Source organism: Shewanella sp. 10N.286.51.B2 (genome assembly GCF_041469265.1).
Lineage (GTDB): Bacteria > Pseudomonadota > Gammaproteobacteria > Enterobacterales > Shewanellaceae > Shewanella.
Genome location: NZ_JBFRKH010000043.1, coordinates 55,981 through 79,488, shown reverse-complemented (window position 1 = coordinate 79,488; position 23,508 = coordinate 55,981). Strand labels below are relative to the sequence as shown.

The window sequence follows — 23,508 nt, the reverse complement described above, 5'->3', positions numbered from 1 at the left end:
ATATAAATGACTATATAAATGACTATATAAATGACTATATAAGCTGTTATCCAAAACGGTCTTTCAACCAGCCATAATGATAGTAACCCCATTGCCCTATTCGCCTTGCTTTAGCAAAGGGCAAACGGGGTAATGGGTTTTGATAAAGTGGTAAATTAGCAATTTCAGTTGGTGTTTCACCGGCAATACTTTGGGCTAATCGAAAAGCCGCTTGTGCACTAAAAGACACCCCAGCGCCGCAATAACCTAAGCTGTAACCCACGCCGTTTTTCTCAACTACATGGGGCATATCATCCATTGATGCCGCTATCCAGCCCGTCCAGTTATAGGCCACTTTTTTAGTCGCTAATGCAGGAAAGCATTTATTCATGGCCAGCTTGAGTCGCTGACCATAAATCGGATCTGCAGCGTCTTTCCCCCACACAGCGCCGCGGCCGCCAAACAGTAATCGATTATCAGGCAGTAACCTGAAGTAATATTTTAAAATGCGGGTGTCCATGGTTACTTGATGGCTAAATAGACCAGCGGCTTGCAGCTCATCAGCACTAAGTGGCTCAGTGACGATAATATTACTGAGTATTGGCAAAAACTTTTCATCAATGCGGTGATTAAACGCTTTGGGCGTATAGCCATTGGCGGCCACTATCACTTTATTTGCACTTAACTCACCATGCTCAGTGAACAGACGGTGCTTGCCATTTTCCTCGATCCAGTCAAGCACGCATGAGCTTTCAGATAGGGTGACATCTTGATGCTCAACCATTGATTTATAGCCCAGCAATAACTTTAGCGGGTTTACCCCAAAGCCATCACTTAATCGCAGTGCGCCATAGGCTTGGTGCTGATTTAAATAATCTCGGCGAAAGTCTGCAGCATTAATAAATTGCGCATGCTGATCCATATTTGCAGAGCCTGCTGACGAGGGTGATTTACTGTCTAATGGTGAAGGTATTAAATGCTGCTGAATAAAGTCAGCGGCTGTTTTAAGCTGCTGCAACGCCTTAGGGTTATGCGCCACCTTTAAGTAGCCTTTCTCCTGCGGATCACACTCTATATTGTATTTATGAATTAGTGATTCAACGCGCTCGACAGCTTGGCTAAACTCGCCATAAATGGCTTTAGTGGTGGCTAAATCCCAACGTTTTGCCATAGCGGCATAGCCCAACCTGCCCGAGCCCTTTAATACAAAACCTGCATTACGGGCGCTGGCACCAAAACCCACTTGGTTTGCCTCTAATACATGGCAATCTATATGGTATTTACTGGCGAGATAATATGCCGTCAGTAATCCTGTATAACCGCCGCCAATTATCGCGACATCCGTTTGCTGATGACCACTTAGGTGAGGTAAGCGTGGCGGCAAAGCTTGGGTACTTGCCCAATAGCTATTGGCCAGTGGTTGTGAAGCAGCATTCGGGGTTATTAAAGGATCATACATAGCAGCGGCTCTTTTTATTTTGGTTATTATGAGTGCAAATGCGGGCACTAAAATCTGCAATAAAGCCTTTTAGTAAAGCCTTTTGATAACGTCTCTCTATAAATGGTTAGCTAAATTCAATCACCATTTCACAAGCTGTGCAGTGGCAATCATCGCCGCAAAGCACACAAAGATAATCGCTACCGTCTACTTTTTGGTTCCAACGGCTCGGATGTTGTTTAATTAATTGCCCACCAGCATGAGTAAAGTAACCTACCGCCGAGTTATTTGGGCTTTGTTGCCATAAGTGACTCACCCCCGCTTTGGCGCCCTGTTGCTTAACAGCCGCAATAGACGCTTGCAGTAATTTAGAACCAATCCCCTGACCGCGATATGCTTCTGCTACTGTATTACATTTGAAATAACACATATTTTCAGCAGTAACAGGCCACTTTTCAGGAGTACACCATTGATCAACTGGCCACTTCCCAGCGGCATAAGTCAGCCTAAAACCGACAATATTAGCCGTCGAATTATGGGTATTTTTAGTTGGTGATAATTGTTCACTTTCTGCGATGAAGTGAGCATTGATATTATTTTTTATACCCATTCGATAAATTTTTTCAAGCGAAGATAGATTTAAATACCCTTCACCATGAACCAAGTTTCCGAGTTCAATAACTTGTTGAAAATCATCAGGAGTTAAGCTTCTTATCATTATTATATTGACTCCAGGTTGTCTTAATATATCGCCAAGATAGCACAATTATTTAGCAAAAATAACGATGTTAAACTTTTGTGATAATTTGGCGATAACACAGTGAGATCCCTTTGGCAGAATCGATTGCAATTAAACAAAAGGAGCTCCGTTATGAAATCATCTGTATTAAAACCTATCGCACAAAAAGCAAGCTTACTGACTTGTGGACTCATCGCCGCTGGCCTGTTCAGTATGTCAGCTAATGCTGCTGAAGTTGAAATCAGTGTTGTTAACCTAACCCACGGTAATCACTTCACGCCATTGTTTATTGCAGCACACGATGCTGACAGTCACCTATTCCAAGTGGGCGAAATGGCTACACCAGCATTACAAAAAATGGCCGAGGGCGGTGATATTGCTGATTTAGATGCCGCAGTTATGGGCGCAGGTGGCGTGACTGTTACCAACCCAGCCATGGGTTTATTAGCCCCCGGTGCTAATGTCAGTGATGTCATGCTTGATTCAATGGAAATGACGCACCTTTCTATCGTTGCTATGGTACTACCAACCAATGATGCCTTTATGGGGTTAGATGGCTGGGAGATCCCGACTGAGGCGGGTACTTACGCAGTTTATGTAAACGCCTATGATGCGGGTACTGAAGCCAATGATGAAGTGGTTAATGGCGGCGGAATGTCCGGCGTTGCAGGTATTCCAGCAGCGCCAGGTGGTGACGGAGGTATGAATGGTACTGGTGTTATGGATGGTGCTACTAATGGTTATGTCCACACTCACCCAGGTGTGCTTGGTGATACTGATCCAGCCGGCGGCGCCAGTGATTTAGACAGCCGAATTCATCGCTGGTTAAACCCTGTTGCGAAAGTTGTTGTTACCGTTAAATAAGGGGCATGTGATGAAATATCCAATCAAAAATATCAATAAATATAGCCTGAGTGCTGCAGCATTAATTGCTGTGCTGGGCTTAAGTGGCTGTTCAGACAATAACAACTCACCGTCTCCTGAGCCGACTCCAACCCCAACGCCCGATACGGTAATGCAAACCTATAGCGTCACAGTGACAAACTTAACGGCTAATCAACCCATGTCACCGATTGCAATTGCCGTTCATAGCAATGATGTGATGTTATGGCAAGCAGGCGAAAGCGCAAATGTCGCCCTAGAGAAAATTGCTGAAGGCGGCGATTCAAGTGATGTAGCGGCTATTGAGGGTATCGAGGTTACGGCCAGTGGCGCTGGTATATTGATGCCAGGCATGTCAGAAACCATCACAATTACTTTAGATGAAGCCGATGTTGCCAACCTTACCGTAGCAACCATGCTGGTAAACACCAACGATGCCTTTACTGGATTAAACAGTTACGACATTTCGATGTTAGCAGTCGACACTATGGTCGCTATGAAAGGCATGGTTTACGACGCTGGCACTGAAGCTAATACAGAAGAAAAAGGTACCATGCCCGGACCTGCTGATGGCGGAGAGGGGTTTAATGCAACCCGTGATGATGTTGATTTTGTTCATATTCATCCAGGCGTGATCACCATGTATGACGGTTTAATGGACTCAGTCCTAACGCCATCACACCGTTTTGATAATCCGGCAATAGCCATATCAATCAGCCGCACACAATAGCAAGCATCAGCCTTTATGATTAAAAACCAAACAAGCTGAAAGTTTATCCGCCCATCTCAGGTCTGCTGGATAAGGACCTGAAATGGGAAATTCTGGATGAATGATTCTAATAAGCACCATCAGCACCAAATCAAGCCACATATTTTGTTGGTTGAAGATGAGCAAGATTTGGCAAGGCTCATCATGCTAAATCTAACCGCACTAAATTATGAGGTGTTTCATGCCACCACATTAAGCCAAGCGCTTAACATCATTAAATCTAGTGTAATTGATTTGATTTTGATGGACCGTATGCTACCTGATGGCGATGGCATTATGTTGTGCCAGCAACTTCGTGAAGCTGACAACTCGGTTGCTGTGATGATGCTAACTGCCAAAGATTCAGAAGCCGATATTGTATTGGGCCTTGAAGCCGGTGCTGATGATTACTTAGTCAAACCCTTTAGTGTGCTGGAGCTACGAGCGCGAGTAAAAGCCATGCTTAGGCGTAGTAAAACTCAACAAATCAGCTCTGAGCAACTGCAGTTTAATGGCGTTACCATTAACGCAGCAACCCGTGAGGTCATTACCAATGACTGCCCGCTGGAATTAACCGCTAGAGAATTTGATCTGTTGCTGTTTATGGCCAAGCATCCACTACAAGTATTTAGCCGAATGCAATTATTAGAGGCAGTGTGGGGTTACAACTATGACGGTTATGAGCATACGATTAACAGTCACATTAATCGCTTACGCAATAAACTCGCCCACAGCCCTGGGCATCCAGAATTAGTCAAAACCGTTTGGGGTGTAGGCTATAAGTTCTCTCCACCATCAGCAACTTAGCTGATATTCGTTTTAAGCATGTTATTTTTAAAGTGTATATGGGTCTCTAATGAACCGCTTATTTAACCGACTATTCTTATCTGCCACTTTAATGGTGTTGCTACTTTTTGTAGCCCTGTGGCAATGGTTACAACTCAACCATGAATTTAGCCGTAATCAAATTCAGCAATCATTACACTTACAACTTGCTGAACATATGGCGCACATTAATCCGTTATTGTCACAAGGGATTACCTCAGATGCAGCGCTAAAAGAAGCATTTCACGACTTTATGCTGCTGGGCCCAAGTTTTGAAATTTATACCTTAGATCCACAAGGTCGTGTCATTGCTTACGATGCCAAAGAAGAGAAAATCAAAACCACTCGAGTAAATTTAGCCAAGATAAAGCAATTTATTGCAGGTCGAGACCTACCGATTTTAGGCACAGATCCCCGCTCAAAAAAAACAGAAAAAATCTTTTCCGTCAGCCCGCTCATCACTACTGACGGGCTTCACAGTGGATACTTATATGTCATCATCGGCGGCGAAGATTATGATAGCTGGCAAGCACTAATAAACTCAGAAAATCAGCCCAAGCTTTGGGGCGCTACCATTGGCTTTTGGATTATTTTTGCACTGATGTTATTTGTGCTATTGCTGGGCTTTTTTACCCAACCAATTAAAAAATTAGCTAGCGATCTCAACCAATTAAAAGATTCGCCATTAAGCGGCACACTGGCTTTGCCTAACCGTTACAATGGCAGCGAAGAAATCAGAGTCCTCAGTGACAATATTAATCATTTACTGCATAAAATCAGCCAACAACACCAACAAGTCAAACGCCAACAACAAGCCAAACATGACTTCTTACTGCATTTGTCCCATGACTTAAAAACCCCACTCACCTCTTTGCTGGGATATATCGATACCTGGCTACTATTACCGCCAGCAGAGCGCCAACCAGAATTAATTGAGTACGCCGCTAATTCAGGGCAAAACTTACAGCAGTTACTGGCACAATTACTTGAATTAGCAGCACTGGAAAATGGTCAAATCAGTGCCCAAATAAGTCAAATTAATTTGCGAGAGGTATTACTGGATTTAAAACAAACTTTTGCACCCAGAGCGCAAAAACTTGGAATACTCTTAGACTTTAATATTGCCGATGAGCTGCAAGTGTATACCGACCCACAATTAATGCGTCGAATATTAAATAATCTTGTAGATAATGCCCTGAGATACACCCCAAAAGGTGGCACCATCAAGGTATACAGCGAAAGCTTAAATGGTCAAAGCTGGTTAGCCGTTAAAGATACTGGCGCAGGCATGCATAAGCATGAAGTCGAAGCCTTAAAACAATTATCCATGCAGCAGTTGTCATTTGAGCCCAATCAAACATTGCCACAGTTGGGTGTTGGTTTAGCCATAGTGCGCCAATTGCTTGGACTCCTAAAGTGCCGTATTGATATTAAAAGCACTCCCGGCAAAGGAAGCCGTTTTATGATTGAACTAGCCACACACTAAATTAGACAAACACTAAAAATAACAAAGCCACCTATAATTAAGGTGACTTTGAGGGTCATAACTGAACACGCCCCTTTAGAGGGAGCGCCTATATTCAGCTACAGAAATAGCTATTAACTTTAGATAGATTGATAAAGTTTTTTAATTTTGTGGAAGAAAAGACTCACAAAACCAGCAGCTAAACTGCCCCACATTAATAATACTGCCGCAACAGTCACAAATTGCCCCATATAATAATCGGCATTAGCCACATAAATGTAATGGGTACCTGGTAGTAGCGCAGCAAATACAGCAAAGAACATTAAAGCAACAATAATTTGAATTTTCATAATTAACTCTTTTTGGCAAAGGCTACTAGTTTTTGCCTCTGTTTCATCATGAAACAAAGCTAGTTAGCTAAATAATACTTAATTCTCAGAATGACGATAAAGTATCAAATAAACCCCACTAAGAGTTTTGTTAAGATCACAATTTAGAATATTCAATTGTCACTTTGTGATAGAGAGCACTCATTACCATTAAAACTATGATGAATAAAATATGGTAAAGCTCAGTGGTCGAAAACGAATTAAAAAAAAGACGAGCATTGCTCGTCTTTTTTTGTGCGCATCATTATCAATTACTTATGATATTTCGCTGATAGCTCATGTACTGAGTTAATGAATGAACCAGCATGTTCTGGGTTAACATGTTGATGGATACCATGACCCAAGTTAAATACATGGCCAGTACCTTCACCGTAAGAAGATAGGATTTGATCCACTTCTTGATGAATACGCTCTGGTGAAGCATAAAGTACAGATGGGTCCATGTTGCCTTGCAGCGCAACTTTATGACCAACACGGCGACGTGCATCACCGATATCAACAGTCCAATCTAAACCGAGCGCATCACAACCAGTTTCAGCCATAGACTCTAACCATAATCCGCCACCTTTAGTGAACAAGGTAACAGGAACTTGGCGACCGTCAGCATGGCGAGTTAGGCCATCAACGATTTTTTGCATGTAACGTAATGAGAACTCACGGTAAGCGTGGTGAGATAACGCACCGCCCCATGAATCAAAGATCATTAACGACTGAGCACCGTTAGCAACTTGTGCATTTAGGTACAAGATAACTGAATCAGCTAACTTGTCTAAAAGCATGTGTAATGCTGCTGGCTCTTCGTAAGCCATTTTCTTAATTTTTTCGAATGTTTTGCTTGAACCACCTTCAACCATATAAGTGGCTAGCGTCCAAGGAGAACCAGAGAAACCAATTAACGGTACTTCACCTTTTAGCTCGCGACGAATCGTACTTACTGCACGCATCACGTAACCAAGTTCATCTTCTGGATCTGGAATGCAAAGCTTTTTAATCGAGTCAACGGTATCAGCTCGACGTTCAAAACGTGGACCCTCACCAGTTTCAAAGTATAAGCCTAAGCCCATTGCATCTGGAATGGTTAGAATGTCTGAAAATAAAATAGCTGCATCTAAATCATAACGACGTAATGGCTGTAAAGTCACTTCACAAGCCAAGTCTTGGTCTTTACAAAGCGACATGAAATCACCGGCTTGAGCACGGGTTGCTTTGTATTCTGGAAGGTAACGACCAGCTTGACGCATCATCCATACTGGCGTTCTGTCAACAGGCTGTTTTAGTAAAGCGCGTAAATAACGATCATTCTTTAATTCTGCCATTGGGCTTGATTCCTAAACATATATTGATATCCGCTGAACCGTAGTTTAGCGACTTAAGGTATTAATGTAACCAGTTCTGCTAAATTTATGTGAGCTGCCCCTCCTACTAGTATCAAAATTGCTAATATAAACGTTAATATGCTCACAAAAAGGGTTGTTTTTGACTAGGTGTGAAGCTAATTCAACAAAAAAGTTGCACCCTCGCTGCACCTTTGATATAAAAAGTTTGCGCTAGCAAGAACAATCAAGAAGCACGATAAATCGAGCCCTTAAAAATCTATTTGCCCAGCGGTAGCATGCTATCGCTGGGCATTTTTCTTTAGATTACAATAACAAAGAATATTTCCCTCGTAACTCAGCCCATTCCTCTGGTCAATCCATTGCTTCTTTTGCAGAAAAGAGTTGATTAATCACTACTTTCTCTCATACATTAAGTGTTATGTATTGGTTACTAAATTGAGAATGATAATGCTGACAAAACTAGAAAAAGCCGAACAAAAATGGGGTGGCTCCAATAAGCTGGTTGATCAATGGCTGCAGCACCGCAGAGCATTACTGATCCAATACTTCAAAATTGCTGGCCTCGCCCCTTACTCAGTCCCTGCAAAAAGCTTACCTGAACTAGATACCGTTAAGCAGTTTTGCGCTCAATTAGTTGATTATGTCTCTGAAGGTCATTTTGAGGTATACGATCAATTGGTTAATGAGTGTGAAAAATCAGGTGAACAAAGTAAAGCCCGAGCACAACTGTTATTACCACAAATCAGTGAATCAACTGATGCCGCATTAGACTTCAATGACAAATATACTGAAGCAGATAGCGATTCTATGTTGCTAGAATTAGATAGCGATCTCTCTAATTTAGCTCAAGCAATGGAAGCGCGCTTTGCTTTGGAAGATGAGTTACTCGAGCAACTTCATCAGCATCATTCAAAAGTCAGCTAATGTGACTTATTACTTATTACTTATTACTTACCAAAGTAATTAGCAAAGCTAGCGGCTAACTGATTGATCTTGAGTCGCAGACAAAGAAAGGCTCGATTTACTGATGCCATTTACTTGCGCCAGTTATCAGGTAGATCGACTTGGGACCATAAATCATGGCAAAGCGCTTGATGTTGATGCCAATTACCTTGTAGTAACCACCCCACCAAGGCATCACCAACTTGCGGATATGCAATAGGCTTGGGCGACGCCGCCTTTAACCATCGGGCTAACATTTTACTATCTAAGCTATCCATACTTTGTCCTGCAGCCAACAGCTCTAATGCTGCTACGTTTGATGATTGCTCAAATTGCCCCTGAAGCGGTTTAACCAGTAGCTTCTTACCTAATGTCATCGCCTCGCTGGCAAGCTCAAAACCTGCATTACCTATTACCCCACCACATTGCGACATGTGTTGTTTAAACCCACAGCGATCAAAGCTGAACCAATTAATATGATCTGGTAATGACTGCTTTGGCTTATTGCCATGGTAAACAAAAAATTGATAGTCAGGAAAAGGCCTTAAAAAAGCTGCTATCGCGTCGGCACTTTCAAAGGGTAAATACACCAAAATTTGATGACTGTGAGCACCACAACTTGGCTCAACTTCTACAAAGGGAGGTAAAATAGCAAAACCGAAATGATGCCAATGACAGCCTAATTTGATATCTGCAGGTGCAAAGTTGTTTAACAGTAATTCATCAAACCAGCTCATTCCCTGTTTAGGTACTGAGTATTGTAAGGACGCTTGATGACTGATCGCAATTGCGGTCACGCCCTGTTTTTTAGCAGCCCAAGCACTCACTGGCTCAAAGTCGTTTAACACTAAATCATAGCCGCTCAAATCAAGTTGTCTCACTTCAGACACAATGGGTGAAGTGATATTTCTTTTAATGGTTTTGCCAATGCTGACTCGCCCGTCTTCGGTAATAAAAGACATGCCCGTTCTAACTTGATAGTCGCCAAAACATTGCATATCAAAGTACTCATCTTTGGCGCGACCACTAAATAAAAAATCAACCTCGATATCAGTTTTACTTAACGCCTTTGCCATGACTCTGGCACGGCTAATATGGCCATTTCCCGTCCCTTGAACACCGTATAATATTTTCATGATTTACCTTGTTTAATGACCAATTTCAGCGCTATGACAAGCTAAATCAACGGCTCGGCTAAGATAACCACACCGACCCCCAACCCAATACCAGCAACAATATCCAATGGATAATGCACCCCAAGCGCTATTCGAGATAATCCAATCGCCACAGCCCAGGTCATTGCGATTGGCCACAATGCAGGAAAAGTCGAAGTGATAGCCATCGCCATAATAAAGGCCGCTGCAGTATGCCCCGATGGCAAACTAAATTTGTCTGATGCCTGAAAGCTGCTATCAAAGCCTGCAAAAGCGGCGCAAGGCCTAGTGCGGCGAATGGCATTTTTAAAGACAAAATATAACGGCAGTTCAATGATAAAACTCACTAACATCAAATTAAAAAACTGACTGCCTTGAGGATGTAAAAACAATAAACCTACCGCCATATACACGTAATAATGGCCATCCCCACTTGCTGAGATTCTTTTCGCTAAAGGGGTTAACTCATGAGTTCGACAAAAAGTAATAATGTGGCAAAACACAAACTTATCCAGTGCGCTAATCGTCATAGCCATACAAAATCCTTATAGTTCAATTGTTCAACCTTAATAAGAACTGTAAATAGGGCTAATGACGCTTAGATGACAAGCTATCGAAACTTTTATGACAATCATAACTTACTCAAAGGAGTCACCACAGACAGGGCAACAATGCAGTTAATCATATAAAAACAAGAACTAAGGCTAATAAAGGGCTTATCACAGCGATAAACAACAGCCGTTTAAGTCATCCCGCCTTAAGACCAAAGACTGAACAACTAACTGATTATCTTTATCAAGTGATGAATATCGCTGTTATTTTCATAAAAAGCTCATATAATTCATATATTATTGCTTTGATAACTGGCGAAAACCTCTGTGAATCGCTAACCCCAAGGAGTGTCACTATGGAATACAACACCTCAGAATTGTGTGATATGTATTTAGATGTCGTTGATGTAGTAGAACCAATGTTCAGTAATTACGGCGGTTGTAGCTCTTTTGGTGGTTCGATTAGTACCATCAAATGTTTTGAAGATAACGGCTTAATTGCTGATGCGCTGCAAGCAGAAGGCGAAGGTAAAGTCTTGTTAGTAGATGGTGGCGGTTCAATGCGCCGTGCATTAATTGATGCCTCGATTGCTGAAATCGCAGTGGCTAACAAGTGGGAAGGCATTATTGTTTACGGCTCAGTACGTGACGTTGACACCCTTGAAGAAATGGATATTGGTATTCAAGCATTAGCTTCAATCCCGATTGGCGCTGACACTAATGGCGTTGGTGAAGTTGAAATCCCAGTTAACTTTGGTGGGGTAACATTCCTGCCATGCGACCATATCTATGCTGACAATACTGGCGTTATCTTATCGCCAGAGCCATTAGATATCGAATAATCGATTGATATTGCTGTTTACATATTACCAGTTTAAATATCGACTAAAGCCAGCTATGCTGGCTTTTTTATGGCCTATTTTTAAGTCATAAGCTCTAAGTATTTGACTCTAGATATGTGGCTCGACATATTAGCCTTAAAGCTAACCCCAATTGAATGAAATAGGTTCTTAATGTTGCAGATAATGACCCGCAGTGAAGTTAATCAATACCTCTCCAGCAGAGATGGCGAAAGCAAACTGGGCCAAACCGTCAAGCTTATCTCCGAATCAGCCCCCTCTTTAGCGGATCTTAAACAGGCACTTTGTGAGGCTAAAACCAATGGGGTGCAATTTGTTATTGTCGGAATTACCGAAGATGCTGGTCCAAGGGCTAACTTAGGCCGCGGCGGCTCATCTGCAGCCTTTAGTGCCACTATGCAACAATGGCTTAATTTGCAGTCCAACCGCTACCTTGATGGTAAACAGTGTCTTATTTTAGGGGAAATATCTCAGGCCCCACTGCCAGAAGCGGCATCCCTAGAAGAGTTAAGGCAAGCGACTAAAGAACTTGATAACCAAGTCATTAGTGTGATCAGCCAAATTATGGCAGCAGAGCTTGAGCCCATAGTGATCGGCGGCGGTCATAACAATGCATATGGCATGCTAATGGCGACTAAGGCTCACTTTAATCAGGCGGCTGCGGCAGTAAACCTTGATCCCCATAGCGATTTTCGCCCACGGGAAGGGCGCCACAGTGGCAACGGATTTAGCTATGCTGCAGCCAATGGCGCACTGGCTTATTACCATGTGCTAGGTTTACATGAGCTAAAAAACACTGAAGCCACCTTAGAGCAATTAAGCTTATTTGGCGGTCATTGGCACAGCTTTCAGCAAATTTGGGTCAGACGAGAAATCGACTTAAGCCAAGCGCTGCAACAAATCGCCAGCAATCTTAATCAAACTCAACTGCCAGTGGCCTTAGAAATTGATGTAGATGCCATCGCCAAAATGCCCAGCAGCGCATCCACTTTTGCCGGTGTGCCCTTGTTAGATGCCTGCCACTATATTCATCACATCGCTAAACACTGCCCTTGTGCTTATCTGCATATTGCTGAAGCCGCGCCTCAATGTCACGATGCGGGTGATATGGCTGGTAAGCGTGATGTAGGCCAAAGTGTCTGTGAATTAATGTACAGTTATATCCAGGCAAGAAAAGTAAGCTAGCTTAAGCAAGGGATATTTGAACTTCTCTCGCTTAAGGATCGTACAAACTTAAGCTGTTAAATTTATTGCACGCTATTACCTAATACTTTCACTATTCAATAACTGTGAATTTTATGCTCTAATGCAGGGCAATTTTGATGAGATAGAATAATACGCTGTCTTAACGCATTCTTAGCTATTTCAAGTAAACTTGATCACATTCTGGCTGATTGAAGTTTCTGCAAAGCAAGCAATGACATACACTCGCTGTTAATTACCGCACATTATAGGAATACACAGATGTCTGAGGGCGACCCAAAGAACACCCATTTTGGTTACAAAACCGTTGATTCAGAGAAAAAAGCGGATTTAGTTGCTGACGTATTTCATTCGGTTGCTGCTAAATACGACATCATGAATGATGTTATGTCATTCGGTGTACACCGTTTTTGGAAACGTCACACGATTGCGACCGCAGGCGCAAGACCGGGCATGAAAGTACTTGACCTTGCTGGCGGCACCGGTGATTTAACCGCTAAATTCTCACACCTTGTGGGTGAGCGCGGCCAGGTTATTCTTGCTGACATTAATGATTCAATGCTTAAAGTTGGCCGTACTAAATTGCGCGACAAAGGCATTGTTAGCAATGTCAGTTACGTACAAGCTAATGCTGAAGCACTGCCGTTTCCTGACAATCATTTTGATATTATTACCATTGCGTTTGGTTTACGTAATGTGACCGATAAAGACGCAGCATTACGCTCGATGCGCCGGGTACTAAAACCTGGCGGAAAGTTATTAGTGCTTGAGTTCTCAAAACCTCAACACGAAGTCATGCGTAAAGTTTATGATCTTTATAGCTTTAAAGTGTTGCCTAAAATGGGCGCACTAATTACCCAAGATGCTGACAGCTATGAATACCTAGCTGAATCAATTCGCATGCATCCAGATCAAGAAACCTTAAAGCAAATGATGCTTGATGCCGGTCTTGAACAAGTTGACTACACCAATATGACTGATGGTGTTGTCGCCTTACATCGCGGTTATAAATTCTAATGCTGCCGAACCACTGTTCATTACTGGCTTGTGCTGCAATGGAAACTGCTCTCGGGCAGTTACAAGCACAAGATCAGGGTGAATATGCGCGACTAAAGCCGTTGCACGGTAAAGTATTCAAAATTCAGTTAACCCAAGTTAGTTGGCCAATATACCTTATTTTTGCACCGCAAATTCAAGTCATGAGCGCTTATGAAGCCACTGTTGACGTCAGTATTACTGCTGATGTCACTACGCTTTATAAGGTGACTGAAGGGGCTAACCTTACCGAGCTCATTAAGCAAGATAAGCTGATCCTCGATGGCGATATCAACTTATTGCAAAGCTTTAGTCATTACTTAAAGCACATTGAGTTAGATTTTGCCGAGCCATTATCAAAGTATATTGGTGATGCCCCGACTCATATGTTGCTGACTAATACCAAACACTTAGCCAGTTCAATGAAGCAAGTGTTTGAAAAGTCGCTCTCTCATGTGGGTCAATTAACCACTGAAGAATATCGACTCGCCCCTCATCAAATCGACTTCATTCATTTTCGTGATAATCTGGAACAGCTTGTTGATAGAACAACAAGCATTGAGTCCAAGATAGCAAAATTAAGAGAAAAAATTACCCCATGACAATTGCAAGTATCAGGCGTGGTTACCAAGTCATAAAAACTGTACTCCATTACGGCTTAGATGATGTTTTACCCAAAAATAAAACTCCCTGGTACTTTTCACTTCTGCGAAATTGTTTCTTTTGGATCCGCAACCAACACAAAGACAAATCTTCTGCTGAACGTTTAAAGCTGGCGATGCAAGATTTAGGACCGGTTTACATCAAGCTGGGACAAATGCTGTCAACTCGCCGTGACTTACTCAATGATGAGTGGGCCAGTGAGCTGGCGATGTTGCAAGACCGCGTACCACCTTTTGATTCAACCCTTGCCCGCCAAGCTATTGAAGCAGAACTAAAAGCGCCGATAGACTCATTATTTGACAACTTTGAAGACATTCCCTTAGCGTCAGCATCCATATCTCAAGTTCACACTGCTAACTTGAAAGAAAATGGCGCAGAGGTGGTGTTAAAAGTTTTACGTCCCAACGTTGAAGCGCAAGTTAATGCTGATTTACAACTGATGTGCCAAGCGGCCAATTTACTTGAAAAGCTATTAGGTGAAGGCAACCGTCTGCGCCCTGCTGAAGTCATTGATGATTATCGCACCACCATTTTAGGCGAGCTAAACCTTAAACTAGAGGCGCTCAATGCCATCAAGCTACGTAACAATTTTTTAGACTCTGATAGCTTGTATGTGCCTTATGTTTATGAAGATTATTGCTACCCTCGCCTAATGGTAATGGAGCGTGTTTACGGCATTCCTGTTTCAGATATTGAAGCCTTAAAAGCCCAAGGGACTAATTTAAAGCTTTTGGCTGAACGCGGTGTTGAACTGTTTTTCACCCAAGTATTTCGTGATAATTTTTTCCATGCTGACATGCACCCTGGCAATATTTTTATAAGCCGTGAACACCCTGACAATCCATTTTATATCGGCATGGATTGCGGCATTATGGGCACCCTTAATGATGTCGACAAACGCTATTTAGCAGAAAATTTCTTAGCCTTTTTTAATCGTGATTATCAGCGTATTGCCCAGCTTTATATTGAATCGGGTTGGGTATCAGAAAACACTGACGTACTGGCATTTGAGCAAGCGGTTAAAGTGGTTTGCGAACCCATGTTTAATAAGCCATTAGACGAAATCTCATTTGGCCATGTGTTACTGGAGTTATTTCGCACTGCCCGCCGATTCGATATCGTCGTGCAACCACAACTTGTTTTACTCGAAAAAACATTGCTTTACATTGAAGGCTTAGGTCGTCAGCTGTACCCACAGCTAGACTTATGGTCAACAGCTAAACCGTTTTTAGAGCAGTGGATGTCTGAACAAGTCGGCCCGAAAGCCATTTTTGATAAAGTTAAAATGAAGAGCCCTTATTGGGCTGAAAAGCTGCCAGAATTTCCAGAACTTATCTATGACAATTTAAAAATGGGTCGAAAACTACTGGGCACCCAACAACAAATGCTTGATAAGTACCTAAAATTTCAACATAAAGCCCATAAAAGTAATTACTTATTAATAACAGCTGCTGTAATGTTGATCTGTGGCACAATATTATTAAACCAATACGCTACACTATGGCCTGCTTACATTTGTATCACATCAGGTATAGTGCTTTGGTTCACAGGATGGCGATCCAGACCAAAAAACCGTAAATTTTAACTAGCACTTATACATTAGAGGTTCATAATACTCTATGTATAAAGGTTACAATTGTGAATGTAAAAATTCCAACATCATGTTTTTATTCTTATAGAGGAAATGTTCATGGGCGGCATCAGTATTTGGCAGCTTCTAATTATTGCGTTAATTGTTGTGTTGTTATTCGGAACTAAAAAATTACGTTCTTTAGGTGGCGATTTAGGTGGGGCTGTTAAGGGCTTCAAAAATGCAATGAATCCTGAAGATGAAGAAAAGAAGTCTCTAGAAGACAGCACTGCGAAAAAGTCTGAACAGGCAACTGAGCAGAAATCCGAGTCAAAGGATAAAGAACAGGCGTAATTCATTATGTTTGACGGTATTGGCTTTATGGAGCTACTGCTGATTGGAATTTTGGGGCTTGTGGTTCTCGGCCCCGAAAGACTTCCGGTTGCAGTACGTTCAATATCTGAGTGGATCCGCTCATTAAAGCGGATGGCAAACTCAGTCAAAGATGAATTAGAGCAAGAGCTTAAAATTGATCAGCTTCATGCTGACCTTAAAAAAGCAGAAAGCAAAGGTTTGTCGAACCTATCACCTGAACTACAAGAGTCCATTGATCAGCTAAAAGATGCTGCAAAATCGGTTAATCGTCCCTATCAAGTTGACGAAGTAGCCAAAGATACCTCTGCAGCTACACCCGCTGAAAGTTCTACTGCCAAAAGTGAACAAGCAAACGACTCTGACAGTTCAAATACCAAAAGCTAACACGGGTAACCAATGTCACAACAGCTACCTCTTATCAGTCATTTGCTTGAGTTACGAAATAAGTTACTTAGAGCTATCGGCAGCGTATTGCTGGTATTTATCTGCTTAGTTTATTGGGCAAATGACATTTACCATTATATGGCAATCCCATTAATGCAATCACTGCCAGAGACCGGCAGTATGATTGCAACGGATGTAGCCGCGCCCTTTTTTGCGCCATTTAAATTAACCTTAGTGTTATCATTTTTTGTGGCGATCCCCTACGTACTATTTCAAGTATGGTCATTTGTGGCGCCCGGTTTATACAAACACGAAAAGCGCATGATTATGCCGCTGCTATTTAGCAGTACGGTATTATTTTACCTCGGTATTGCTTTCGCCTATTACGTGGTATTTCCGGTGGTATTTGCGTTTTTCACCAGTGTCGCACCAGAAGGAGTGCAAGTAGCAACCGACATTAGTAGCTATTTAAGTTTTATCTTAAAGCTATTTTTTGCTTTTGGTTTAGCCTTTGAAATCCCTGTAGCCGTAGTATTAATGTGCTGGGCTGGCGTGACAACACCAGATGAGCTTAAACAAAAACGCCCTTACATTGTTGTAGGTGCATTTGTGGTTGGCATGATGCTAACGCCACCTGATATTATTTCACAAACAATGTTAGCGATTCCTATGTTAATATTATTTGAAGGTGGTTTATTAGCAGCTAGGCTATATACCCCAAAAGAAGATACAGATAACGAAGAGCCAGAGAACGAGAAAGCTGATAGTTAAATTGCGCATCGCACTCATGGACTAGTTAACCAATAAAAAGAAGGATTCTGTAATGCGTTTAACTTTGATTGCCACTTTTGCTTTGGCTATCTCTTCTCAAGCACAGGCCAGTGTTGAGCAACAACTGGCGAGCTGTGCAGCTCAAACTGACAAACTTGACCGGCTAATGTGTTACGACACATTAGCCGCGTCAGTTAACACCTCCCTCACTTCAGCGACAACAGAGACTGCTACTGCGGTATCGACGCCAGCAGTAGTAACTGCATCTGCCGTAACAAAGGCTGCAGTTGCAACGTCTAACAATCCTACTGCAGAACAAGAGTTTGGTCTTAAAAAGAAGGTCGATGAGGATGTCACTCGCCTTTATGCTGACGTTGTATCGGTAAAAAAAGATCCTTACGGCTCATTAATTATTACCCTGTCTAATAATCAAACTTGGAAGCAATCAGGTACTGACCGCTATAAAGTGAAAAAAGATCAAACCGTCTTTGTTGAAAAAGGCGCTCTCGGTTCATTCCTACTGGGCAGCGATGATCGTAACTCCACTATTCGAGTGAAGCGTTTAAAATAAATCATGCCGCAGCATATCGACATAGCCGTTAATTTGCTTAGCAGCAGGTTAATCGCTGATATTGACAACATAGTGACTCAAGCGGCGCAACATCATGTTTCGCCGTTAATTGTTATTGGCAGTGATATTACTGAAAGTAGCGACAGCGCCTCGCTGTGCGCAAAATACCCTCAGCAACTCTATAGCACTGCAGGGGTTCACCCTCACCACGCCAGTAGCTGGAATGCTGCCAGTGCTGATGAGATAAAAACCTTAGCAGCATTAAAGCAAGTGGTTGCTATTGGTGAATGCGGTTTAGATTATAATCGCGACTTTTCTCCCCGTAATGCCCAGCGCCTTGCCTTTCACGCCCAACTTGAATTGGCAGTTGCATTACAAATGCCGGTACTGATGCACTGTCGTGACGCTCACGAGGACTTTATTGCAATAGTAAGTCAATATCGCCACAAGCTCCCTGCAGCGCTGCTGCATTGCTTTACGGGCAGCAAAGATGAGTTACTTGCTTGTCTTGAATTAGATTTACATATCGGCATAACTGGCTGGGTATGCGATGAACGTCGCGGCGCTGAGCTGGCGAGCATAGTGCCATTGATCCCAAACAACCGCTTAATGGTTGAAACTGACAGCCCTTATTTATTACCTCGCAGCATGCGCCCTAAACCCAAATCTAGCAAAAATTTGCCACAATACTTGCCCTATATTGCCGAGTATATTGCTAATCTTCGTCAGCAACCCTATGCAGAGCTGGCAGCCCATTGCTACACCAACAGCCAGCGTTTTTTTAACCTAGGGCAGGATTAATGCAGCAAGTGCATTGGGCGTTTAAAGCATTTACTTTGTTTTTTATTATATTGCTAACTCAATTACAAGCAGCCCACGCGCTTGCCGTTGAGCACGCCAATCCCCCGCTAAGATTAACCGCCTCATCCATTACAAAAATCAAATTAACGGATTGGATGTATATCAATCAGTCTCAAGATATTGAAGAGCTTGCCAGCTTAACACTGCTAAAAAATAGCCAACAAGATTGGCGCAAGTTAAGCCGCGGCGATATGCGTAAAATTGGCGCTAAAAATACTTGGTTGAGTTTTAGTATTTTTAGCCCTAATGACCATCTATCACGCATGATAGCGCTGAATAACCCACTGCTAGATAGCATGAAACTATATCATTTAGTCAATAACAAATTAGTAAAAGTGGAGCTAATGGGTGATAGCTATCCGTTTAAACAGCGCCCACTGCAAAGTAATTTATTTCTTTACCCCTTTGAATTACAGCCAAACGAAACACATACCTTTTACTTAAAAATCGATAATCGCGGCAGCTTAAATTTTCCATTGGTACTATGGAGTAAAAATGATTACAGCCATGCCATTGAGTCTCAAAGCCTTGCTAATGGCTTTCAAATTGGGATATTGATTGCCATTGGGCTATTTAGTTTGTTTATTGCCCTCGCATCAGGGTCTTTTAGTTATAGTTACTATAGTGGCTATGTACTCAGTTTAACTCTACTTGTGGCCACTATTCATGGTATTGCCTTTCAATATTTATGGCCCACACTGCCGGTGGTGCAAAACTTAGCCATTCCAATATTAATCCCGATAGCCTTAGCTTTTGCGCTGATGTTTACCGAAAAAGTGATGCTACTTAAATATCATAATAAACCGATGCTATTAGTCGGTCGTTACCTTGCGGTTTACTGCGTTTTACTGAGTCTGGTTATCTCGTTTATTGATTTTAAGTTCAGCTTATATTTGCTCACTTTCTCGGTAATCGCCATTAGCTGTGTACTGATTACAGTATCTTTAATACAAGTAATTAAAGGCAGTAAAAATGCACGTTTATATGCTATTGCCCGTATCGGGCTATTTATTGGTGCCATTCTCAGCGGGCTCATTTATCTGGGCTATTTACAGTGGTATATGCCAGCGCATACTCCAATGATGATCGGACTGACCTTTGAAGTCATTGTCATGGCTGCAGTGCTAGCAGTGCGCTATAACGATGAACGAAAAGCCAAACTTCAAATGCAAAAAAAGGCCCTAGAGCAAGCCCAAAAACTACAACAAAACCGTGATGAAGCTTTAAAAGCAGAAGCGAGAACCAATGAACGTCTCGAACAAATGGTCGCTGAGCGGACTCTTGAGCTCGAAGTCACCTTACGTGAGCTAAATGATGCCAATCAAAAGCTGCAGCAACAAAGCACCACTGACAGTTTAACTGGAGTAAAAAATAGAAACGCCTTTGATAAACGCCTAACCGCAGAAGGACGCATTAGTCGTCGTCAGCAAACCTCACTTGCTATCCTAATGGTTGATATTGATAAATTTAAACAGATTAATGATCAATTTGGTCACCTTGCTGGCGACCTTGCAATTAAAGTGATTGCGACAACAATTTCTGAGTTTTTAAAACGACCAACCGATCTGGTGTCACGTTTTGGAGGTGAAGAGTTTGCTATTATATTACCAAATACTGATAGTGTAGGAGCGATGCTATTGGCTGAAAGAATTCGCCAAGCAATCTCTAATTTATCAATCGATTGGGATAATAACCCTATTTCCCTTTTCGTAAGTATCGGTGTGAGCGCTGCCATTATCGAAACCAATGAACAGCCAACTCAGTTACTTGAACAAGCAGATAAAGCGCTTTACCAAGCTAAGCGCAGTGGACGAAATCAGGTTTGTCTGTTTTCGTCTGATTAAGATCAGTCTAATTTCAGGAGTCGAATGTGAATATAATTACTAGTGCTTTTCCACAGCGCAGAATGCGCCGCATGCGTAAACATGATTTCAGCCGCCGTTTAATGTCAGAAAACAAACTGTCGGTGAATGACCTTATCTACCCAATGTTTGTTCTTGAAGGCAACAATCGCACCGAAAAAGTGGCGTCGATGCCGGGTGTTGAACGCTATTCAATCGACTTATTACTCAAAGAAGCCGCTGAATTAGTCGAACTTGGCATTCCTTTGATTGCCCTGTTCCCAGTTACACCTGCGGAAAAGAAAACCCTCATGGCTGAAGAAGCTTACAATTGTGACGGTTTAGTACAGCGCGCCGTACGTGAGTTAAAACAAGCTTTTCCTGAGCTTGGGATTATGACAGATGTGGCACTTGACCCCTTCACCACCCATGGTCAAGACGGCATTATTGATGACACAGGTTACATCCTTAACGACATCACCACTGAGATCTTAGTCAAACAAGCCTTATCACACGCTGAAGCCGGCGCTGACATTGTCGCTCCTTCAGACATGATGGATGGCCGAATTGGCGCTATTCGTGAAGCATTAGAAGCTGCAGGCCACGTTAACACCCAAATTATGGCATATTCAGCCAAATACTCTTCTAGTTACTACGGCCCTTTCCGTGACGCTGTCGGCTCAGCAGGTAACCTTAAAGGTGGCAACAAGCATAGCTACCAAATGGATCCAGCCAATAGCGATGAAGCCTTACATGAAGTCGCATTAGATATTCAAGAAGGTGCAGACATGGTAATGGTAAAGCCTGGCATGCCATACCTTGATATCGTTCGCCGCGTAAAAACCGAACTAGCAGTGCCGACTTTTGCATACCAAGTGAGTGGCGAATATGCCATGCACATGGCAGCAATTCAAAATGGCTGGTTAGCCGAAAAGGCTATCGTGATGGAATCACTGCTGTGCTTTAAGCGCGCTGGCGCCGATGGTATTTTAACTTATTTTGCAAAAAGTGCCGCTCAGTGGCTTAAAGAAGATAAGTAAATAAAAATGTTATTTATACAAGATGAATAACAAACAGGAGACCTATTGGTCTCCTTTTTTATAGCGCATTTTGCAGGCTAAATGATTCAAATTGATTATAAAGGCGACTAAAACACCCCCCAATAGTGACATTCATCGCCGTAGCAATAAATATTAACTCTTGCTAATGCACTATGAGCCAGTGCAAAGTTATCTTTGAATTTTACTTATATTAGTGATCTAGCTAACAGCTAGCTAATATTCAACTTCACTAACCTAAGGTTAAATGATTGAATTGTTTTATTGTTCTTTCTTGAGGCCTTATCATGCATAACACTGTTAAAACATTATTAGCTACAACCGCAATTTTCTTTGGCAGCCATTTGGTTGCTGGCTCAGCCATGGCTGGCAGTGGTTGTTCATTCGATGAAGAGCAAACAGGCTTCATGGCAACATGCAGCGAGGAGAAACAAGAAGTGATTATTACCGGACTTGTTGATATTTCAACACTTGAAAAAGACTTACCAGGTTACGCTGCAGAGTATGAGCAGTATAAAATTGATGCTGCCGCATTAACTGAATTAAAAGCGGTAACTACCCCAACAAATATCGTGGTAATTATTGGTACTTGGTGCCCTGATTGCCATCGTGAAACGCCACGTTTCATGCGCCTTATCGAAGAAGCGGCCAATCCGAATATTACCGTGACTTACATAGGTATTGATCGCAGCAAAGTTGATCCAGAAGGCCTAGCGGCAGCATATGAATTCACCCGAATCCCGACCTTTATCATTCAGCAACAAGATGAAGAAATTGGCCGAATCGTTGAACGTCCAACAGTGTCGCTGGAACAAGATTTAGTCAACATTCTGAAATAGTCTGTTTTGAAAGCCTCTTGAGTTTTTTCAGGCAAATAAAAACGGGATCAAATGATCCCGTTTTTTGTATTCGATTTTTATTACAAGGTCATTAAAGCATTAAGCCATTCTTGCAGCCAACATGCTTAGCACTCCTTCACGCAGCGCACCACCCGATAAATTAAGCGACTCAATATCAAGTAACTCAAATAAGGCGATTAAAATCGCAATCCCTGAGGCAAATGTCGGTGCTTTTTCAGCAGATAAGCCTTGAATATGATGCAGTGACTCATTTTGCTGTGCCAACACTTCGTCTCTAAAACGATGCAGCACTTTCAAAGTGATGATCTCAGACAGCTCGCGATGATGAAGTACTGACACCACAGACTGTACAGCCCCTGATGCGCCCACAACGCCTTGCCAACCCAATTGTGTCAGTTGTTGCAAGCAAGGCTTCAGCGCCATCAGTACCGCAGCTTTAGCTTGCTCAAAATCAGCCATTAGATAAGGCGTTTGCTTAAAAAACTGTTGATTAAAGCGCACACAGCCAAAGTCTAAACTGGTTTTAAACAGCACTTGATTACCATTTCCAATAATAAACTCAGTACTGGCGCCGCCAATATCAATCACCAAGCGTTGGCCGCCACCTTCTGTAGTGGCCGCCATACCTTGGTAAATTAATTCAGCTTCTCGCAAACCACTAATGACTTCAATCGGATGACCTAAAATCGGTAATGCCCGTTGGTGAAACTCATCAGCATTGCTGATCACACGTAAAGTTGCGGTGGCAAATACCGCCACATGCTCAGCTGCGACTTGATGTTTATCAAGCATCTCAGCAAACATTTGCAAACAATCTAGCCCGCGCTGTAATACGGCTTCATCAAGACGGTTATCAGCCCCAATACCTTCAGCCAAACGTATTTTACGTTTGTATTTTGCAATAATAGTGGGTTGGCCGTTCAGGGTGTGAGCGACCAACATATTAAAACTATTTGAGCCGAGTGTTATCGCGGCATATGCAGGCATTGCAGCTGTCACTGTCATTG

At 42.4% G+C, this 23,508-nt stretch carries 25 protein-coding genes; 18 read left to right on the top strand and 7 right to left on the bottom strand.

What is annotated here, in order from left to right; all coding sequences use genetic code 11:
• Positions 1-46: 46 nt before the first annotated feature.
• Together AB4140_RS12055 and AB4140_RS12050 are read right to left on the bottom strand one after the other, a co-directional pair.
• Positions 47-1,438, bottom strand: coding sequence for an NAD(P)/FAD-dependent oxidoreductase (locus tag AB4140_RS12055; RefSeq protein ID WP_372001064.1), 1,392 nt, complete (start codon positions 1,436-1,438; stop codon positions 47-49).
• 106 nt (positions 1,439-1,544) lie between these two features.
• Entirely contained in the window at positions 1,545-2,135 is a 591-nt protein-coding gene (locus tag AB4140_RS12050) for a GNAT family N-acetyltransferase (RefSeq protein WP_102436952.1), read from the bottom strand.
• Between the two features lie 234 nt (positions 2,136-2,369).
• Here AB4140_RS12050 and AB4140_RS12045 point away from each other — a divergent pair, with 234 nt between their 5' ends.
• The 4 genes from AB4140_RS12045 (at position 2,370) to AB4140_RS12030 (ending at position 6,097) form a co-directional block, all read left to right on the top strand.
• On the top strand, positions 2,370-3,020 hold the full coding sequence (locus AB4140_RS12045) for a spondin domain-containing protein (protein WP_241901028.1): 651 nt from the start codon (positions 2,370-2,372) through the stop codon (positions 3,018-3,020).
• Positions 3,021-3,030: 10 nt separating this feature from the next.
• On the top strand, positions 3,031-3,768 hold the full coding sequence (locus AB4140_RS12040) for a spondin domain-containing protein (RefSeq protein ID WP_198589304.1): 738 nt from the start codon (positions 3,031-3,033) through the stop codon (positions 3,766-3,768).
• Positions 3,769-3,864: 96 nt separating this feature from the next.
• Positions 3,865-4,593, top strand: coding sequence for a response regulator transcription factor (locus AB4140_RS12035; RefSeq protein WP_102436956.1), 729 nt, complete (start codon positions 3,865-3,867; stop codon positions 4,591-4,593).
• A 49-nt stretch (positions 4,594-4,642) separates the two neighbouring features.
• On the top strand, positions 4,643-6,097 hold the full coding sequence (locus AB4140_RS12030) for a HAMP domain-containing sensor histidine kinase (RefSeq protein WP_102519942.1): 1,455 nt from the start codon (positions 4,643-4,645) through the stop codon (positions 6,095-6,097).
• A 119-nt stretch (positions 6,098-6,216) separates the two neighbouring features.
• Here AB4140_RS12030 and AB4140_RS12025 read toward each other — a convergent pair whose 3' ends face one another.
• Both AB4140_RS12025 and hemE read right to left on the bottom strand, forming a co-directional pair.
• Positions 6,217-6,426, bottom strand: a complete 210-nt coding sequence (locus AB4140_RS12025) for a hypothetical protein (protein ID WP_102476021.1) — start codon at positions 6,424-6,426, stop codon at positions 6,217-6,219.
• Positions 6,427-6,716: 290 nt separating this feature from the next.
• Positions 6,717-7,781, bottom strand: coding sequence for a uroporphyrinogen decarboxylase (hemE, locus tag AB4140_RS12020; RefSeq protein ID WP_102436964.1), 1,065 nt, complete (start codon positions 7,779-7,781; stop codon positions 6,717-6,719).
• Positions 7,782-8,249: 468 nt separating this feature from the next.
• Here hemE and rsd point away from each other — a divergent pair, with 468 nt between their 5' ends.
• On the top strand, positions 8,250-8,726 hold the full coding sequence (gene rsd, locus AB4140_RS12015) for a sigma D regulator (protein WP_198590413.1): 477 nt from the start codon (positions 8,250-8,252) through the stop codon (positions 8,724-8,726).
• Positions 8,727-8,836: 110 nt separating this feature from the next.
• On the opposite strand, the gene AB4140_RS12010 is transcribed toward rsd, so the two are convergent.
• Together AB4140_RS12010 and AB4140_RS12005 are read right to left on the bottom strand one after the other, a co-directional pair.
• The gene (locus AB4140_RS12010) at positions 8,837-9,880 is read right to left on the bottom strand and encodes an MJ1255/VC2487 family glycosyltransferase (RefSeq protein WP_102476023.1); all 1,044 of its coding nucleotides are present in this window, start codon (positions 9,878-9,880) and stop codon (positions 8,837-8,839) included.
• 41 nt (positions 9,881-9,921) lie between these two features.
• Positions 9,922-10,434, bottom strand: coding sequence for a phosphatase PAP2 family protein (locus AB4140_RS12005; protein WP_102436970.1), 513 nt, complete (start codon positions 10,432-10,434; stop codon positions 9,922-9,924).
• A 371-nt stretch (positions 10,435-10,805) separates the two neighbouring features.
• Here AB4140_RS12005 and rraA point away from each other — a divergent pair, with 371 nt between their 5' ends.
• The 13 genes from rraA (at position 10,806) to AB4140_RS11940 (ending at position 22,480) form a co-directional block, all read left to right on the top strand.
• Entirely contained in the window at positions 10,806-11,291 is a 486-nt protein-coding gene (rraA, locus tag AB4140_RS12000; protein WP_076539310.1) for a ribonuclease E activity regulator RraA, read from the top strand.
• 171 nt (positions 11,292-11,462) lie between these two features.
• Positions 11,463-12,494 carry a formimidoylglutamase gene (locus AB4140_RS11995; RefSeq protein ID WP_102436972.1) on the top strand — a complete coding sequence of 344 codons (1,032 nt, stop codon included), beginning with the start codon at positions 11,463-11,465 and terminating at the stop codon, positions 12,492-12,494.
• A gap of 279 nt (positions 12,495-12,773) precedes the next feature.
• Complete coding sequence (gene ubiE, locus AB4140_RS11990) at positions 12,774-13,529, top strand: bifunctional demethylmenaquinone methyltransferase/2-methoxy-6-polyprenyl-1,4-benzoquinol methylase UbiE (RefSeq protein WP_102436973.1); 756 nt, start codon at positions 12,774-12,776, stop codon at positions 13,527-13,529.
• Positions 13,529-14,149 carry an SCP2 domain-containing protein gene (locus tag AB4140_RS11985; RefSeq protein ID WP_102476025.1) on the top strand — a complete coding sequence of 207 codons (621 nt, stop codon included), beginning with the start codon at positions 13,529-13,531 and terminating at the stop codon, positions 14,147-14,149. Before ubiE ends, AB4140_RS11985 begins: the two co-directional genes overlap by 1 nt.
• Positions 14,146-15,795: a ubiquinone biosynthesis regulatory protein kinase UbiB gene (gene ubiB, locus AB4140_RS11980; protein ID WP_102476026.1), complete on the top strand. Its 1,650-nt coding sequence runs from the start codon at positions 14,146-14,148 to the stop codon at positions 15,793-15,795. Before AB4140_RS11985 ends, ubiB begins: the two co-directional genes overlap by 4 nt.
• Before the next feature lie 105 nt (positions 15,796-15,900).
• Entirely contained in the window at positions 15,901-16,134 is a 234-nt protein-coding gene (gene tatA, locus AB4140_RS11975; RefSeq protein WP_076539319.1) for a Sec-independent protein translocase subunit TatA, read from the top strand.
• A gap of 6 nt (positions 16,135-16,140) precedes the next feature.
• Positions 16,141-16,539 carry a Sec-independent protein translocase protein TatB gene (gene tatB / locus AB4140_RS11970; RefSeq protein ID WP_102436979.1) on the top strand — a complete coding sequence of 133 codons (399 nt, stop codon included), beginning with the start codon at positions 16,141-16,143 and terminating at the stop codon, positions 16,537-16,539.
• 12 nt (positions 16,540-16,551) lie between these two features.
• Complete coding sequence (tatC, locus tag AB4140_RS11965) at positions 16,552-17,310, top strand: twin-arginine translocase subunit TatC (RefSeq protein ID WP_076539321.1); 759 nt, start codon at positions 16,552-16,554, stop codon at positions 17,308-17,310.
• Positions 17,311-17,362: 52 nt separating this feature from the next.
• Entirely contained in the window at positions 17,363-17,881 is a 519-nt protein-coding gene (locus tag AB4140_RS11960; RefSeq protein ID WP_102476028.1) for a hypothetical protein, read from the top strand.
• A gap of 3 nt (positions 17,882-17,884) precedes the next feature.
• Complete coding sequence (locus AB4140_RS11955; protein ID WP_102436983.1) at positions 17,885-18,682, top strand: TatD family hydrolase; 798 nt, start codon at positions 17,885-17,887, stop codon at positions 18,680-18,682.
• Complete coding sequence (locus tag AB4140_RS11950) at positions 18,682-20,586, top strand: diguanylate cyclase (protein WP_303446369.1); 1,905 nt, start codon at positions 18,682-18,684, stop codon at positions 20,584-20,586. The genes AB4140_RS11955 and AB4140_RS11950 overlap by 1 nt, the downstream gene beginning before the upstream one ends.
• Positions 20,587-20,612: 26 nt before the next feature.
• Positions 20,613-21,623, top strand: a complete 1,011-nt coding sequence (hemB, locus tag AB4140_RS11945; RefSeq protein WP_102436987.1) for a porphobilinogen synthase — start codon at positions 20,613-20,615, stop codon at positions 21,621-21,623.
• Positions 21,624-21,928: 305 nt separating this feature from the next.
• Positions 21,929-22,480, top strand: coding sequence for a thioredoxin family protein (locus AB4140_RS11940; RefSeq protein WP_102476031.1), 552 nt, complete (start codon positions 21,929-21,931; stop codon positions 22,478-22,480).
• Between the two features lie 99 nt (positions 22,481-22,579).
• Here the strand turns inward: AB4140_RS11940 and AB4140_RS11935 are convergent, their stop codons facing one another.
• Positions 22,580-23,506 (bottom strand): exopolyphosphatase, encoded by a 927-nt coding sequence (locus AB4140_RS11935; RefSeq protein ID WP_372001058.1) that lies wholly within the window; start codon positions 23,504-23,506, stop codon positions 22,580-22,582.
• Between the last annotated feature and the right edge of the window lie 2 nt (positions 23,507-23,508).